We start from the raw sequence: 16,352 nt of genomic DNA on the forward strand, positions 1-16,352 counted from the left end.
AATCAAGAGGCTTTCCAGTTATTATTCCAATATTCAGCAATTTTCATAAATTTTTAGTTTCCTATACTTTGTTTACACATTGTAAAAATCTTCCTCTACTTTTTAAACTTAAAAATTTTTTAAAATTTTTTTATAAAAACCCTTGCAAACGCATTCATTATGTTGTATAATGAAATCAGTTTAAGAAAACGTTTGCGCAAAGCATACGTCACAAAATATTATTTATCTTCGGAGGGAAGAAAATGAAACACAAACTTCTTAAGAGCGTTGCTCTTCTTGCTGCATCAACTGCTGTTTTGGCTGCTTGCTCAAACTCAGGCTCATCAACAAAGACATCTAAGCCTGCAGAAGGCAGCAAAGAATTGACAATTTATGTTGATAAAGGCTATGAGAAATATGTCAACGAAGTCAAAGCTAACTTTGAAAAAGAAAATGGCGTAACCATCAAAGTTAAAACAGGCGATGCCTTGGCTGGTTTGGACAATTTGTCATTAGACAACCAATCAGGATCAGCTCCAGACGTTATGATGGCACCATACGACCGCGTAGGTAGCCTTGGATCTGAAGGTCAACTTTCAGAATTGAAACTTGCAAGCGATAGCAAAGCAGATGACACAACAACTGCTCTTGTAACAAATGGCGGTAAAGTTTACGGTTCACCAGCAGTTATCGAAACACTTGTTCTTTACTACAACAAAAACTTGTTGAAAGAAGCACCTAAGACATTCGCAGAACTTGAAACACTTGCCAAAGATAGCAAATATGCTTTCGAAGGTGAAGCTGGTAAAACAACTGCCTTCCTTGCTGACTGGATAAACTTCTACTACACTTACGGTCTTCTCTCAGGCCACGGTGGCTATGTATTCGGTGAAAACGGTACTAATCCAAAAGACATCGGTCTTGACAACGAAGGCGCTGTTAAAGCAATTGAGTATGCTAAAACTTGGTATGAGAAATGGCCTAAAGGTCTCCAAGATGGTACTGCTGCAAGCAACTTGATTAACACTCAATTTACAGACGGTAAGGCTGCGGCTATCATCGAAGGTCCTTGGAAAGCTGCCGCTTACAAAGAAGCTGGTTTGAACTATGGTGTTGCAACAATTCCAACACTTGCAGATGGCAAGAAATACTCAGCATTTGGTGGTGGTAAAGCATGGGTTGTTCCTACAGGTTCTAAAAACAAAGAAACTGCACAAAAATTTGTTGACTTCTTGAGTTCTACAGACCAACAAAAAGCACTTTATGATGCTACAAACGAAGTGCCTGCTAATACTGAAGCTCGTAAATACGCTGTGGGTAAAAATGATGAGTTGACAACTGCGGTTATCAATCAGTTTGACTCAGCTCAACCAATGCCAAACATCTCTCAAATGAGTACTGTTTGGGAACCAGCAGGTAACATGCTCTTTGAAGCTGCAAGTGGTGCAAAAGATGCTAAAACTGCAGCAACAGATGCTGTTAAATTGATTAAAGATACAATCACTCAAAAATACGGCAACTAGTCAGGTTTAAAGTTGGACTGGGAAGAACTCCCAGTCTACTTTATTACTCAATGAAAAAAGTTGAAAATATATGGTTTATTGGAACAGTTCTCTACACTCATCAATTCAAAAGACCATCTTTAACATCAACAAAGCCAAAAAACAATGAAGGAGACTATGACTATGAAACAAAATCCAGGTAAAGCACTCCTTTTGTCCCTGATCCCAGGTCTGGGACAAATCTATAATAAGCAAAAAGCTAAAGGTTGCATATTTTTAGGAGTTTCTCTTGCCTTCCTTGTTTATTTTATTGCTATTGCCGCCGGTGAATTAGGAAACTTAATCACACTCGGTAGTCAATCTGGGCAAGATAACTCGCTCTTCATGCTGATTCGTGGTTCTTTCCACCTAATCATCACAGTTATCTATCTTGCTTTTTACGCACTCAACTTAAAAGATGCCTTCGATACTGCTAAACGCTGGAACTCTGGCATGCCAGTTGCAACTACTCTGAATGAAATGGTTAAAGGAATTTATGAGAATGGTTTCCCATATCTCTTAATTATCCCATCTTATATTGCAATGACCTTTGCCATCATTTTCCCTGTTGTAGTTACCCTATTTATCGCTTTTACCAACTATGATTTCCAACACTTGCCTCCGGGTTCACTCTTGGACTGGATAGGATTCACTAACTTTTCAAATATCTGGAAACTTAGTACCTTCCGTGCAGCATTTGGTTCTGTCTTAGGTTGGACAATTATCTGGGCTCTTTGTGCTTCTACAGCACAGATTGTTATCGGTATCCTGACAGCTATTATTGCTAACCAACCATTTATCAAGGGGAAACGTATCTTCGGTGTCATCTTCTTGCTTCCTTGGGCAGTACCTGCTTTTGTGACCATCCTGACGTTCAGCAACATGTTCAACGATAGTGTGGGGGCCATCAATACACAGGTATTACCATTTTTGAGCAAATTCTTGCCATTCATTGATAACTTCTTAATCCCTTGGAAAACAGATCCCTTCTGGACTAAAGTTGCCCTCATCATGATACAGTCTTGGCTCGGATTCCCTTATATCTATGTGTTGACACTAGGTATTTTGCAATCTATTCCAAACGACCTATACGAGGCAGCTTACATTGATGGTGCCAGTGCTATTCAAAAATTCTGGAACATCACCTTCCCAATGATTTTAGCTGTGGCAGCTCCTACTCTTATCAGCCAGTACACTTTCAACTTCAATAACTTCTCTATCATCTATCTGTTCAACAATGGTGGTCCAGGTAGTGTCGGTGGCGGTGCAGGCTCAACAGACATCTTGATTTCATGGATTTACAAATTGACAACTGGTACCGCTCCGCAGTACTCTATGGCCGCAGCAGTAACCTTGATTATCTCCATGATTGTCATCAGCATTTCCATGATCGCCTTCAAGAAACTAAACGCTTTTGAAATGGAGGATGTGTAAGATGAAACTATCTGTAAAATTTAAACGCAGACTCAATCATACTTTAACCTATCTCTATCTAATCGCTTTGTCTGTTATCATCATCTATCCTCTTTTGATTACCATCATGTCCGCCTTCAAGTCCGGAAACGTAGTGGCATTTAAATTGGATAGTAGTATTAACTTTACACTAGATAACTTTAGCAAACTCTTTAGCGAAACTCTTTATGGAACCTGGTATTTCAACACTCTAATTGTTGCGTTCTTGACAATGATTATCCAAACTAGCATCGTTGTTCTGGCTGGGTATGCCTATAGCCGCTATAACTTCATCGCTCGCAAGCAAAGTTTGGTCTTCTTCTTGATCATTCAAATGGTGCCAACAATGGCGGCCCTCACAGCCTTCTTCGTCATGGCTCTTATGCTCAATGCGCTTAACCAAAGCTGGTTCCTCATCTTCTTATATGTTGGTGGCGGTATTCCAATGAATGCTTGGCTTATGAAAGGCTATTTTGACACGGTTCCAATCTCACTTGATGAGTCTGCAAAACTTGATGGTGCTGGTCACTTCAGACGGTTCTGGCAAATTGTTCTTCCACTCGTTCGCCCTATGATTGCTGTACAAGCTCTCTGGGCCTTCATGGGACCTTTTGGAGATTACATCTTATCCAAATTCTTGCTTCGTGAAAAAGAATTCTATACTGTAGCTGTTGGTCTTCAAACCTTCATCAGTGATGTGAAGAATATGAAAATTGCTTACTTTGCAGCAGGTGCTATTCTCATCGCCCTTCCAATCAGTATTCTATTCTTCTTCCTACAAAAGAACTTTGTATCTGGTTTAACAAGCGGTGGCGACAAGGGGTAAATCCCTGTCCCACCTTTTCCCTTTTTGGGGCAGAACATTGATATTTATGAAAGGACCAACGAATGCTTCCCTACCCATTTTCTTATTTTTCTAGTATTTTCTCACCGAGAGATATGTTTGCCAACCGCAGATTGATGAAACTTTGGCAGCGGCTATTTACAACGCTTTTTCTGGTTGCGCTTCTGGTGATTCCTAGTTCTTTGCAAACCGTTAGTCTGAAAACCTATCCTTTGGAAAATTTTGTAGAAGGCATCTATCATCCATTGACGGATCAAGTGATGGAAGATCTGCGCCAACATGCAACGATCGAAAACAACCAATTATCCTATACTGGAAATGCAAATTGGGAACAAGTTACCTTTGGCGACACCCCTAGCTCCAGCTCAAATTTTTCTTATCAGTTCGCAAAGCAATTTCTCGTCATTAGAAAGGGAACGGACATCCTAAGCAAACTGACCTATGATGGCATAACAGCCGCTGATTTTTCTAGTAAAGAAAGATTGACAACGGCTATTTCTAAAAGTTGGTACCAAGCCAATCGAGCAATCGTAAGTTTAAGTATTACCTTTGTTTCAACCATCATTTTAGCCAGCAATCTGCTCTTCATTTTATTGGGAGCAAGCTTCTTTCTCTTTCTTACCAAGAAATCACGCTTCTTCCATTTTAAAACATTCGCAGAATGTTATAATTTTTCTCTCAACTGCTTAGGTCTGCCAACTATCATTGCTTGTCTGATTGGACTTTTTGGTCAGCCTGTGACGACCCTTCTAACCATACAAAATATCCTATTTGTGCTATGCTTGTTATGGGTGTTTTTCAAAACGAAATTCAGAGATAAAATCTAGGAGGTCTATATGCGTGCTACTATCAAAGATGTAGCTAAATTAGCTGGTGTCTCACCATCTACAGTTACTCGTGTTATTCAAAATAGCTCTGCCATTAGCCAAAAGACAAAAGACCTAGTCCGAAAAGCTATGGTGGATCTCAATTATCATCCCAACCTCAATGCTCGTAGTCTAGTCAGCAGCTATACGCAAGTAATTGGACTAGTATTACCAGATGATTCGGATGTTTTCTATCAAAACCCCTTCTTTCCCACTGCTTTGAGAGGAATCTCACAGGTAGCTGCCGATCATAATTATGCTATCCAAATCTCTACGGGTAAGAATGAAGAGCAGCGCCTTGAAGCTATTTCTCAAATGGTCTATGGTAAGAGAGTAGACGGTCTCATCTTCCTTTACTCTAAGCCTGATGATCCTCTGGTTCAATTAGCCATTCAGCATAAATTCCCCTTCCTCATTCTAGGTAAGGCAGACTCTCCATTCATATCCCTAGTCGACAACGATAATATTCAGGCTGGATTTGAAGCAACCAACTACTTCATCAATAAAGGCTACACGAATATTGCCTTTGTAGCTGGTAACAAGGAGCTCGTCGTATCACAAGACCGTTATACAGGCTACAAAAATGCTCTCAAGTCTCATCATATTCCTCTAGATGAAAACAAGGTCAAATTTGTTTCAGGCTTCCTTTTAGAAGATAGTTCCTATAAAATTTCCAAGAAATTACTCAAACAAAATATAGATGCTATCGTTACAACCGATACGATGGTGGCTGAAGGCATTGTCAAATATCTCAATGAAGTGGACATCAAATTACCAATTATTTCCTTTGACTCTGTTAAACCAAAACTCAATATTGAAGCCTATGTTGATGTTCATGCCATCAAGCTAGGACGTGTAGCCTTTAATACCTTGCATCAGATTATCAATGACAACAAGCAGGATAAACAAGTCTGCTATCGACGTGTCATTCCACACACTATTATTGAACTTTAATGCTCAAAAACACCAAACTCGTACGAACTCAAATTGTTCATTGAACAACCTGTGACTGAAAATCTATTCGTATCGTAAAAATGAAGATAACGTTTTACTACTGCCAAATCTAGGTATAGACTAAACACTTCGTATGAGCTTGGTTCACTCACCTGCAAGAGCAAACCAAGTATAAGTTTCATGTATAACCTTAGAAAGGAGCCATTTGACTAATGGCATTACGACAATTCCAAGCATTTCTTGATGATGTAGCGACTATTCGTTTGGTTATGGAAAAACGATTTGATTCTGAAAATATGAACTTCTCACTCGAATCGAGCGATGCTACCTCTCAACTGTTTATCCACTCTTGTCTGGAAGTTGACAACCTCATCATTTATTATTTAACCAGCCTACATGCTCTGACACTGGATACAGACTACACCGTCTATGATCAGGATCGTAATAAGGTTGAATTGGGGTACGGTCACATCGTCCGCTCTGCTATTTTCGAGCAAACCTACACCTACAATGGAAAAGACTTGGGGGCTACATACAGACCGCAAGCTACAATTTTCAAGCTCTGGGCTCCGATTTCCAAACAAGTCTTCTTGATTCTTGAAGATCAACCCTATGCGATGACAAAAGGGACAAAAGGTGTCTGGGAAGTAACGGTTGAAGGGGATTTAGATGGCTCTAGTTACCACTATCTTCATAAGGTAAACGGAGAATGGATTTCTGTCCACGATCCCTATGCCCTATCCTCCAAGACCAATTCAGGCGACAGCTACGTAATCAATCTCGAAAAACTCCATCTCGTTCGCCGAGCAAAAACACAATATCCTATTTCTCAGGCTATCGTGTATGAAATGAGCGTGCGAGACTTCTCTTGGCAAAAAGAAGCCGGCTTTAAGCATCGGGGGCAATTCCTAGGCTTGACAGAATCTCCAGTTATGGATGGTATGAAGTTGGGGATGGATTACATCAAAGATCTAGGTGTCACACATATTCAGCTACTACCCGTTTATGATTTTGGCAGTGTTGATGAAAACAAGCCGCAAGCAGTTTATAATTGGGGTTACGATCCTATGCAGTACAATCTGCCAGAAGGCTCTTATTCTAGCCAGCCAAATGATCCTTATGCTCGCATTTTAGAATTGCAAGAAACTATCCAAGCCTATCATGATGCAAATATTTCAGTCATCATGGATGTAGTGTACAACCATGTTTACCATGCTGAGAAGTACTCCTTCGAACTTATTGTTCCTGGTTACTTTTATCGTTATGACGACCATGGCATGCGAACAGATGGCACCTTCTGTGGCAATGATGTAGCCAGTGAGCGCAGTATGGTTCGCAACTACATCAAACAATCTCTTTGCCAATGGTTAGAACTCTATGGATTTGACGGCTTCCGTTTTGACTTGATGGGTATTTTGGACATCGAGACAATCAATCAAATCCAAGCAGAATTATCTGCTATCCATCCAAATGTTTACCTCTACGGTGAAGGATGGAAAATGGCAACTGGGCTAGAGTTTGAAAAGTTGGCACATCAGTATAATGCCGAACAGTTACCACAGATCAGTTTCTTCAATGACGACTACCGAGACACTTTCAAAAAGATACTGCTCAATCCAACTCGTTTAGTTGATAAGCAATTGCATGAAAAAGTACAGCACCTTTTGACCGGTAGCCGCCTCACTCACTTCTTGACTCCTCAACAGTCGCTCAATTACATTGAATGTCATGATAATGCTACTGCTTTTGATTACTTCCATATCGAAAATCCAAATTGGACACCTCAACAGCAAAAGCGTGCTGCTAGCTTCGGTTTGCAATTGATTTTGATTTCTCAAGGGATGGCTTTCATTCACAGTGGACAAGAATTTTTCCGTACCAAGAATGAAATTGATAACACCTATAACACTCCTGACAGTATCAATCGCCTAGATTGGACTCGCGCTGTTTACTACAAGGAGCATATCACATTCCTTCAAGAATTGATTACCTTCCGTAAAAATAATCCTATCCTTAGTCAAGATAGCTATGAAGGCATCCAGAAGACTTGTGATTTCTACTGGTTGACAGAGTATGTTCTCCGTTATCAGGTTCAATCAACTGATAAGACCATCCAGTTTATCATCAATTTTGCTGATAGTGACTTCATCTACAAACGCGAAGAAGACAAAGTAGTTCTCCACAATTACCCTCCGATTGAAAAACACGAAGAGCAGGAAATCATCATTGCTGGACAAAGTATTTGTATCCTTGAGGGATAAAATAGGACCTGAGACGGATGTATCCTGCATCAAATTGAGTTATACTATGCTCAATCCTAAATATTTTTCATAATCTCCTTGAACTCATCGGTCCACTGGCCGGTGAGTTTTTGCATTACAAAAGAAGACAAATCAAAATGAACCCAGTGTTTTTGATTTCCCCTGTATATTCTAGTGGTTCGTTTCACTAGTTACTACAGAGAGACCTCAAGCAACTGGGTTCATCTTCTTATTTTTTCATCAAATCTATAATTTTTCGACCGATACGTTCAAGATCATCCTGCATTCCACGCAGTTCAAAGGTATCAATAACTGGAAAACCAAAACGTTGCGAATACTGTTTTGCTGTCAGACAGTATTGGTGGTTAAAGTTTTTGTTCCCTGATCCAACCACTCCTAGACACCAGTCAACATTATCTTCAATAGCGATAAAATCACCCAAGGGATTCGTTAAAATTTCCACATCACCGTTGTCTACCCCATTTCCTCCCTCTAAATAGGTCGGTAAAAAGGCAACAAAGGGGGCATCTAAGCCATAGAAGGGAATGTCTTGCTTCACCAGATCCTTGACATGAATCAACTCAATCTCCCAATCTGTTTGAAACAGAAAGAAGGACTTCAAGCGTTTGACAAAACTTTCTGTATTGCCACTCAAGCTGATATAGACTAGATAAATTTTTTTCTTCATACGTTTCCTCTTTATCATAAAAAACACTACATATAGAATGTAAATACTATTTTACTCCTACATGTAGTGTTTGTCAATTAGTCACCTTCCACAAAGCGCCCAATAATATTAACATTATCAGCTACCGAGACAAAGGCAGACTTGTCCGCTTTTTTCATGATGTGCTTAAATTCATTAAATTCTGCACGAGTAATAATGGTGATCAGAACAGTCTTTTGTTCATGATTGTAAGCACCCTCTGCCCCATTGATAATCGTTACACCGCGATGAAGCTTCTTGTGAATCATCTTAATGACGCGTTCTGGATGACTTGTAATAATCATAGCCTGCATTCGCTTTTGTTTAACAAAGATGGCATCCGTCATCCGACTAGATATAAAGAGGGCTACCATCGAATACAGAGCATATCGCCAACCAAACATCATCCCAGCAACTAAAAGAATCATGATATTTACAATCAGAGAGATTGATCCTACCTGACGACCAGTCTTCTTCCGAATGAGGATAGACACAATATCCGTACCACCACTGGAAACATTATTCCTAAAAGCAAATCCTATACCTGTACCTAGCATCAACCCTCCGAAAATAGCATTTACCAGTGGATCTGTTGTCAGTGTTACGGGGGGCATAAATTGGATAAAGAGCGAGCTAAATGATACTGTGATAAAAGTAAAAATCGTAAATTTATAACCAATCTTGTACCAGGCTAAAACCAGCAAGGGGATATTGAAAGCATAATAAACCAGGGCAATCGGTACATCCAAGCCAGCATAAGAGTCAGCCAAAGCCGATACAATCTGAGCCAAACCTGTGACACCTGACGAATAGACATTCCCAGGTCGAAAAAAGAAATTCACAGCGATACTAGATAGGAGTCCATAGATGATGGACCCCGACATTCGTTCAGCATATTTTTCTTGAGAAATTCCTGAAATAATGGACCAAAACTTATTTTTTCTGGCCTTTCTTAAAAAACAAACACGTTGCTTTCTGAAAAATTTATTCATCTTCATGTTCAATGCTTAAAGCCAATTCTTCTAATTGAGCACCTGTGACGGTACTTGGAGCTTGGGTCATTGGATCGGAAGCCTTATTGTTCTTCGGAAAGGCAATCACTTCACGAATATTATCTTCACCTGCTAGCAGCATGACAAAACGATCCAAACCAAGAGCTAAACCACCATGTGGTGGGAAGCCATACTCCATTGCTTCCAATAAGAAGCCAAACTGTTCATACGCATCCTCGATTGAGAAGCCAAGCGCTTTAAACATGCGTTCCTGCATTTCCTTTTGGTTGATACGGAGACTACCACCACCTAATTCATAGCCATTTAATACAATATCGTAGGCAACTGCACGCACCTGTGCTAAATCGCCATTCAAATGATGAACCGTATCTTCTGTTGGCAATGTGAATGGATGATGGGCACTCATGTAGCGTTCCTCTTCTTCTGACCACTCAAACATCGGCCAATCAACAATCCAAAGGAAGTTGAACTTGCTTTCATCAAGTAACCCCTGCTCCTTAGCCAGACGGCTACGCAAAGCACCCAAGGTATTGTTGGCGATTTCCAATTCATCCGCCACAAAAAGCACCAAGTCCTTATCTTCCAACTGTAAACTTTCTGTCAAGTTATCTGCAACACCTGTCAAGAACTTGGCAACTGGGCCGACCAGTTCTCCCTTGTCAACCTTGATCCAAGCAAGTCCCTTAGCACCGAATTGCTTAGCGTAATCCGTCAGCTTATCAATATCCTTACGAGAGTGGCTATCTGCAGCTCCTTTGACAACGATAGCCTTAACAACAGGCGCTTCCGAGAAGACTTTAAAGTCAACTTCCTTGACAGTTTCTGTCAAATCTTGTAAAAGCATATCAAACCGAGTATCCGGCTTGTCTGAACCATAAAAGTTCATGGCATCATCATAGGTCATACGAGGAAAAGGGAGGTTCAACTCAATACCTTTAGTATCCTTCAAAACCTTGGCAATCAACCCTTCTACAATATCTTGTATCTCCCCTTCATTCAGGAAAGAGGTTTCCAGATCAACCTGTGTAAACTCAGGTTGACGATCCCCACGCAAGTCCTCATCACGGAAGCACTTAACGATTTGGTAATAACGATCAAAACCAGCATTCATCAAGAGTTGCTTGGTAATCTGCGGACTCTGTGGAAGGGCATAGAAATGCCCCTTGGACACTCGAGATGGCACCAAATAATCACGCGCTCCCTCTGGCGTTGATTTAGTTAACATCGGTGTTTCCACATCAATAAATTCCAATTCATCCAGATAGTTACGGATACTATGAGTCACTGCTGCTCGCAATTTAAGATTATTCAACATCTCTGGTCGACGGAGATCCAAGTAGCGGTACCGCAATCGAGTATCGTCACTAACTTCAATGCCATCTTTAATTTCAAATGGAGTCGTTTTTGCAGCATTTAAAACGGTCAGATTGGTCACCTGCAATTCGACAGCTCCCGTTGAAATAGCAGCGTTCGCCTGCTCTCTCTCTACAACGATACCCGTCACTTCAATGACAAACTCACTACGGAGCCCCTCTGCGCACGCCATCAAATCGGCATCAACCGACTCAGGATTGATGACAAGCTGCATGATTCCTTCGCGATCACGCAAGTCAATAAAAATCAAACCACCCAAGTCACGACGACGACCAACCCAGCCTTTCAAGGTAATTTCTTGTCCGACATGCTCCTTACGAACACGACCAGCATACATAGAACGTTTCATTTTCTTCCTCTTTTACTGATTTTATACCATTCATTCTACCATAAAACAGCTGATTTTTGGGGGAATTTAACAATAAAATTGAAAAACCAGCTTTAGGAAGCTGGTTTAGTATAAAGCATATCCAAATGAGGAATTCCATCCTCCAGATATACTTCAGAAACTGGTTTAAATCCAAGTGATTGATAGAATTTTTCTAAATACGCCTGTGCACCAATCTTAATCTTCTCTTCTTTCCATTCCTTGGTGATGTATTGAATGGCACATTCCATCATGGGTCTACCTAGTCCTCGCCCACGATGACTCGACCTGATGACGACACGGCCAATGGAAGCTTCCTCATAGCTCTGTCCGGATGGTAATAGCCGCAAATAGCCCACTAACTCATCACCATCCATTCCTAAAAGATGAAGACAAGCTGGATCTTTTCCATCCAATTCTGGGTAGGGACAAGCTTGTTCCACAACAAATACATCTGTCCGGAGTGTCAACAAGCTGTAAAGTTCCTGTAAACTTAGTTGATCAAATTCTTTTATTTTCCACTGCATAGGCACCTCTAAGGCAATATATTGCCTGCACTTCTATAAATCTCATACCATTCTGGACGAGTCAGCTCAATCTGCTTTGCTTGCGCAATCTTTGTTAAACGCTCTGGATTCATAGAACCAACAATTGTCTGAATCTTAGCTGGATGACGTAAAATCCAAGCTACCACAATTGTTTCATGTGAAACATGGTAGCGCCCTGCTATTTTTCTAATCGTCTGATTTAATGCAACATAGTCCGGATGGTTATCAAAAACTCCCTGTTGCAAGTCAATCAAAAACGGAGACCAAGCCTGAATCGTAATTTTTTTGAGCTGACAGTAATCAATAAGACCTCCATCTCGCATAGTTGCTGCATCATCTTTCATGTTAACATGAAATCCTGCATCAATCAGTGGAGTGTGTGCCGGTGACAACTGCAACTGGTTGACTGCGAGCGGCTGTTCCAAATAAGACTGGAGCAATTCCATTTGATAAATATTTTGATTGCTGACTCCAAAATGATGAACCTTCCCTTCTTTTTTCAGCTTATAAAATGCTTCCGCTACTTCCTCAGCCTCCATCAAGGCATCTGGTCTATGCAAGGCTAAAACATCCAAATAATCTGTATCTAAGCGCCTAAGAATCCCATCTACCGACTCCAAAATGTAGTCCTTAGAAAAGTCAAAATACCCCTTCCGAATACCACACTTAGACTGGAGAAAAATATCCTCACGCCTGATCCCCACCATTTTAGCCGCTTGAGCAAAACGAACCTCAGATTCTCCACCATCATAAATATCTGCATGGTCAAAAAAGTTAATCCCTTGACCAACTACCGTCTCCAATACTCTAGCTGCTTCTTGCTCGCTCAGACTAGCCATCCGCATACAGCCCAGAGCAATACGTGGCACCTCTATGCCTGTCTTTCCTAATTGTTGCATCTAGTCAACTCCTTTGTAAACGCTTTTCTTATCCTATTATAACAGAAAAACCCAGTTCTCACTGAGTTTTAATTAAAACCATAAATTCTTTTGGCAATCTTATAAACAGCATTAGAAATTTTTCGACCAGGATAACCGTACAAGTTAGTCAGTTGTCCTAACAATCCATTACGGACAATTTTGAACAAAGCTGGATTGTGATCTCGTATATAGTGCCAAAGTTCCTGTTTTTTCATCATGTGTTCAGCAGTTCCTGCACGATTGAGAAGGGCGCATGAAATAATGGTTGTAATCTCCACATGATTGAGCAAATAACTCCGTAAATCGGGATTTATAATCTCCTCCAAATTTAGATTATCTACCAAAATACGATTGACCTTAAGCTGCTGGTCAATCCTCTTAATCATGACAGATTCATTGACGGACTGATCATCTCGACCGATAAAGTAGCGATAAAAATCTACTGGTAAGTAATACATCCTCTCCACAGCCTGTAAAGGTGTAAAAACAAAAATATTATCTACATAGAAGGTGTGTTCTGGCAAGACCAGACCAACTTCGCGTAGTAATTCTGTCCGATAAATCAGGGAATGCATCATGATGTATTGCCCCTTAGAAAAGGCTCCTACATCTTCCCAGCCAAAAATACGATTTTCAGGTAAAACTGTCCGATAGGACATGGACTTTTTCCGAGATTGCTCCTCTTTTTCGTAAACAAAATTGGAGATAAAGGCATCAACAGGAGTTCCTTGATCCTCCAAAGCCTGCAAACTTTCTAAAATTTTCAAATAGGCTCTAGTATCTACCCAGTCATCTGAGTCCACTACCTTAAAATACCTACCACTAGCCTCTCGAATTCCTCTATTGACTGCTCCACCATGCCCCTTATTTTCTTGGTAAATAGCACGAACATTTGGAAATTGAGCCGCCAACTCTTCTGCAATTTCTTGGGTTCGGTCAGTTGAACCATCATTGATAATCAAAATTTCAACCTTGTCTCCACCAATCACAAGGGACTGGACACAGTAATGAAGGTAGGCTTCCGAATTGTAACTCGGAATAGCAATGCTTAGTAAGGTCATCTTTCTCTCCATTTGACACAATTTGTTACTATTCTATCATATTTTTAAGAAAGTTGCTTTTGGTATTTTATTTTTGTTCGGTAAGCTCTCCATAATTGCACAAGTCCTTTGAAAAAATGTCCATTTGCTATCATCAAAATTCCCTCTACCATAGCCCGATCCAGCAAATCTCCGGTCATCTTAGCCATGGCTCTAAACGGCATATTGTAAAGGAAGAGTAAATTGAGATCTGGAGTTCCTTTTCGTTCTGCCTTTTTGAGCAAACCTGCTAACACCTTGTGAACAAATCGCGCCAAAACACTCTTGGCAAATTGAAGCTTCAACACAGGATCATTCATACCTAGTTCTTGACCAACCTGCCACAATTCTTCCGGAACTGGACGACCAAGTAATTGGGAAAACTCCCGATTGGACACTGCTTCAACTTGCACTGCCAAATAGGAAGGAAGCTGCTCAGAGATGGGAAAATTCTCACTCGTTCCTTCCTGTATGATTTCACCAACAATCCGAATATCACTGCTACTCGCTCCGATATATAACAGGTAACTGCCACCTTCCACTTCAAACTGACCTGTCTGACGATTGAAATAACGGAAAGTATAGGTATCAAATGGAATAAAAATACGCTTGGATTCTCCTGCTTTTAGATAGACCTTGTTAAAGCCTTTCAATTCCTTGGTCGGACGATATATTTGACTGTCTTCTTTTCCTACATAAAGCTGAACAACCTCTGCACCGGCTACTGATCCGATATTGGTTACTGTTATAGCTGCTCCTGCTTCGGATACTTCTAATTGATCATACGCAAAACTTGTATAGGACATGCCATACCCAAACGGATACTTGACAGGTTTGTCAACACTTGTAAAGTAGCGATAACCAACATAAAGAGCCTCTTTATAAAGAGCAAATTCTCCTTCTGCTGGGTAATTTGCCGATGATGGAATATCCGTCAAGCCAACAGGATACGTTTCACTCAATTTCCCACTTGGGTTGACACGACCTGTCAAGGCATCGAGCATAGCAGTTGCACCGGCCTCACCTGATAAATATCCATGAAGAATTCCGTGAACATTCCGATCCCAGCTCATATCTACAACAGATCCTGCGGATAAAACAACAACAATCTTTTTGCCAGTCTGTACTAACACTTCTAATAGATCTAATTGATTTTTTGGAAGACTCAAATGACGACGATCCAAACCCTCACTCTCACTCATCTCATCAAGTCCCATGTAGTACAAGATTACTTCTGCCTTCTGAGCTAGCTTAACAGCATTGTCAAGCAAGTCCTTATCTTCCTTGTCTACTCGCTGATAACCTTGTTCGTACCCAATGATGGTTAAAGGATAATCCTTAACACAATCTACTGCTTTTTCCAGTTGTCTAGTATTGATAAGAGAAGAACCGGCTCCTTGGTAGCGTGGATTTTTAGCAAAATCACCAATAAGTGCAATGTTTATATCGCTGGATAGAGGCAAAATATCATCCTGATTCTTCAACAGTACAATGCTTTCTGATGCAGCTTTACGAGCTAACTCATGCTGTCTAGCATAGTCTACAGATTGTCGCGCAGTCTTAGTCAAGTCCAATACAAGGCTGAGCAATTCATCTACACGCTCATCCAATACTTTTTCTGATAAACGTCCTGACTTGACAGCATCAATAATCTCTTTTTGTCCAACTTTCTTGGTACCAGGCATTTCCAGATGACTCCCATTTTCAACACCTAGTACATGGTCATTTGAGCCACCCCAATCCGATACAACAAAACCTGTAAAGCCCCATTCATCACGAAGAATATCGATCAATAGTCGCTTATCCTCATTCGCATAAATACCATTTATTTTGTTATAAGCCGACATAAGAGCCTGAGGCTTTCCTTCTCGTACAGCTATTTCAAATCCAGTCAGGTAGATTTCTCGCAAAGTACGTTCGTCCACTACTGAGTCGGAAGCCATACGACGTAGTTCCTGACTATTTACAGCAAAGTGCTTTGGTGTTGCTGCAACTCCTTGGGATTGGATTCCACGAATCATTGCAGCCGCCAACTTCCCTGTCTGATAGGGATCTTCTGAATAATACTCAAAATTTCGGCCACATAAGGGACTGCGTTTGATGTTAAGCCCTGGTCCCAAAATAACATTGACCCCTAAACTGTTAGCCTCTGCACCAAGACCTTGCCCAACTTGCTCGACTAAGTTCACATCCCACGAATTTGCCAAAGTAGCAGCTGTCGGAAAACAAGTAGCTGGAATAGAGGCATTGAGACCTAAGTGATCCCCTTCGCCTTCTTGTTTTCGGATGCCATGTGGTCCGTCAGATAAAAAAATAGACGGAATACCTTTTTCGGGATAGTCCTGCGTTTCCCAGACAGACTTTCCTGACATAAGAGCTGCCTTTTCTTCTAGCGATAATGTTTGAATAAGATCTGCGTACTTCATGCTATTCTCCTTATCTTCTATC

Annotated in this window: 13 protein-coding genes; 6 read left to right on the forward strand and 7 right to left on the reverse strand. The window is 40.7% G+C overall.

Going from position 1 to position 16,352, the window contains the following annotated elements; genetic code table 11:
* Positions 1–242 precede the first annotated feature (242 nt).
* The 6 genes from BZG42_RS09630 to pulA all read left to right on the forward strand — a co-directional run bounded on the left by BZG42_RS09630 (position 243) and on the right by pulA (position 7,897).
* Positions 243–1,502 carry an extracellular solute-binding protein gene (locus tag BZG42_RS09630; protein WP_024531526.1) on the forward strand — a complete coding sequence of 420 codons (1,260 nt, stop codon included), beginning with the start codon at positions 243–245 and terminating at the stop codon, positions 1,500–1,502.
* Between the two features lie 156 nt (positions 1,503–1,658).
* Entirely contained in the window at positions 1,659–2,954 is a 1,296-nt protein-coding gene (locus BZG42_RS09635) for a sugar ABC transporter permease (protein WP_024531525.1), read from the forward strand.
* Between the two features lies 1 nt (position 2,955).
* Positions 2,956–3,798, forward strand: a complete 843-nt coding sequence (locus BZG42_RS09640; RefSeq protein WP_024531524.1) for a sugar ABC transporter permease — start codon at positions 2,956–2,958, stop codon at positions 3,796–3,798.
* Positions 3,799–3,932: 134 nt separating this feature from the next.
* A complete protein-coding gene (locus BZG42_RS09645) occupies positions 3,933–4,643 on the forward strand; it encodes a hypothetical protein (protein WP_236563890.1) in 711 nt (236 codons plus the stop codon).
* A 9-nt stretch (positions 4,644–4,652) separates the two neighbouring features.
* Positions 4,653–5,636 carry a LacI family DNA-binding transcriptional regulator gene (locus BZG42_RS09650; protein ID WP_155964901.1) on the forward strand — a complete coding sequence of 328 codons (984 nt, stop codon included), beginning with the start codon at positions 4,653–4,655 and terminating at the stop codon, positions 5,634–5,636.
* A 212-nt stretch (positions 5,637–5,848) separates the two neighbouring features.
* Entirely contained in the window at positions 5,849–7,897 is a 2,049-nt protein-coding gene (pulA, locus tag BZG42_RS09655; RefSeq protein WP_024531521.1) for a type I pullulanase, read from the forward strand.
* A 229-nt stretch (positions 7,898–8,126) separates the two neighbouring features.
* Here the strand turns inward: pulA and nrdI are convergent, their stop codons facing one another.
* The 7 genes from nrdI to BZG42_RS09690 form a co-directional block, all read right to left on the reverse strand.
* The gene (gene nrdI, locus BZG42_RS09660; protein ID WP_024531520.1) at positions 8,127–8,585 is read right to left on the reverse strand and encodes a class Ib ribonucleoside-diphosphate reductase assembly flavoprotein NrdI; all 459 of its coding nucleotides are present in this window, start codon (positions 8,583–8,585) and stop codon (positions 8,127–8,129) included.
* 77 nt (positions 8,586–8,662) lie between these two features.
* Entirely contained in the window at positions 8,663–9,601 is a 939-nt protein-coding gene (locus tag BZG42_RS09665; protein ID WP_155963412.1) for a YitT family protein, read from the reverse strand.
* Positions 9,588–11,339, reverse strand: coding sequence for an aspartate--tRNA ligase (gene aspS, locus BZG42_RS09670; protein ID WP_155995304.1), 1,752 nt, complete (start codon positions 11,337–11,339; stop codon positions 9,588–9,590). The genes BZG42_RS09665 and aspS overlap by 14 nt, the downstream gene beginning before the upstream one ends.
* Before the next feature lie 92 nt (positions 11,340–11,431).
* Positions 11,432–11,884, reverse strand: coding sequence for a GNAT family N-acetyltransferase (locus tag BZG42_RS09675; protein ID WP_120172416.1), 453 nt, complete (start codon positions 11,882–11,884; stop codon positions 11,432–11,434).
* Between the two features lie 8 nt (positions 11,885–11,892).
* Positions 11,893–12,804: an aldo/keto reductase gene (locus tag BZG42_RS09680; protein WP_155995305.1), complete on the reverse strand. Its 912-nt coding sequence runs from the start codon at positions 12,802–12,804 to the stop codon at positions 11,893–11,895.
* Between the two features lie 68 nt (positions 12,805–12,872).
* Positions 12,873–13,886: a glycosyltransferase family 2 protein gene (locus BZG42_RS09685; RefSeq protein WP_024531515.1), complete on the reverse strand. Its 1,014-nt coding sequence runs from the start codon at positions 13,884–13,886 to the stop codon at positions 12,873–12,875.
* A 44-nt stretch (positions 13,887–13,930) separates the two neighbouring features.
* Entirely contained in the window at positions 13,931–16,330 is a 2,400-nt protein-coding gene (locus BZG42_RS09690) for a glycoside hydrolase family 3 C-terminal domain-containing protein (protein ID WP_155995306.1), read from the reverse strand.
* Between the last annotated feature and the right edge of the window lie 22 nt (positions 16,331–16,352).

It is taken from the genome of Streptococcus sp. DAT741, assembly GCF_009866825.1.
GTDB lineage: Bacteria > Bacillota > Bacilli > Lactobacillales > Streptococcaceae > Streptococcus > Streptococcus ruminantium.

Bases quoted from the DNA above. Each gene is read 5' to 3' on its own strand.
- BZG42_RS09630 (WP_024531526.1), top strand. From the start codon at position 243: ATGAAACACAAACTTCTTAAGAGCGTTGCTCTTCTTGCTGCATCAACT.
- BZG42_RS09635 (WP_024531525.1), top strand. From the start codon at position 1,659: ATGACTATGAAACAAAATCCAGGTAAAGCACTCCTTTTGTCCCTGATC.
- BZG42_RS09640 (WP_024531524.1), top strand. From the start codon at position 2,956: ATGAAACTATCTGTAAAATTTAAACGCAGACTCAATCATACTTTAACC.
- BZG42_RS09645 (WP_236563890.1), top strand. From the start codon at position 3,933: ATGAAACTTTGGCAGCGGCTATTTACAACGCTTTTTCTGGTTGCGCTT.
- BZG42_RS09650 (WP_155964901.1), top strand. From the start codon at position 4,653: ATGCGTGCTACTATCAAAGATGTAGCTAAATTAGCTGGTGTCTCACCA.
- pulA (WP_024531521.1), top strand. From the start codon at position 5,849: ATGGCATTACGACAATTCCAAGCATTTCTTGATGATGTAGCGACTATT.
- nrdI (WP_024531520.1), bottom strand. From the start codon at position 8,585: ATGAAGAAAAAAATTTATCTAGTCTATATCAGCTTGAGTGGCAATACA.
- BZG42_RS09665 (WP_155963412.1), bottom strand. From the start codon at position 9,601: ATGAAGATGAATAAATTTTTCAGAAAGCAACGTGTTTGTTTTTTAAGA.
- aspS (WP_155995304.1), bottom strand. From the start codon at position 11,339: ATGAAACGTTCTATGTATGCTGGTCGTGTTCGTAAGGAGCATGTCGGA.
- BZG42_RS09675 (WP_120172416.1), bottom strand. From the start codon at position 11,884: ATGCAGTGGAAAATAAAAGAATTTGATCAACTAAGTTTACAGGAACTT.
- BZG42_RS09680 (WP_155995305.1), bottom strand. From the start codon at position 12,804: ATGCAACAATTAGGAAAGACAGGCATAGAGGTGCCACGTATTGCTCTG.
- BZG42_RS09685 (WP_024531515.1), bottom strand. From the start codon at position 13,886: ATGACCTTACTAAGCATTGCTATTCCGAGTTACAATTCGGAAGCCTAC.
- BZG42_RS09690 (WP_155995306.1), bottom strand. From the start codon at position 16,330: ATGAAGTACGCAGATCTTATTCAAACATTATCGCTAGAAGAAAAGGCA.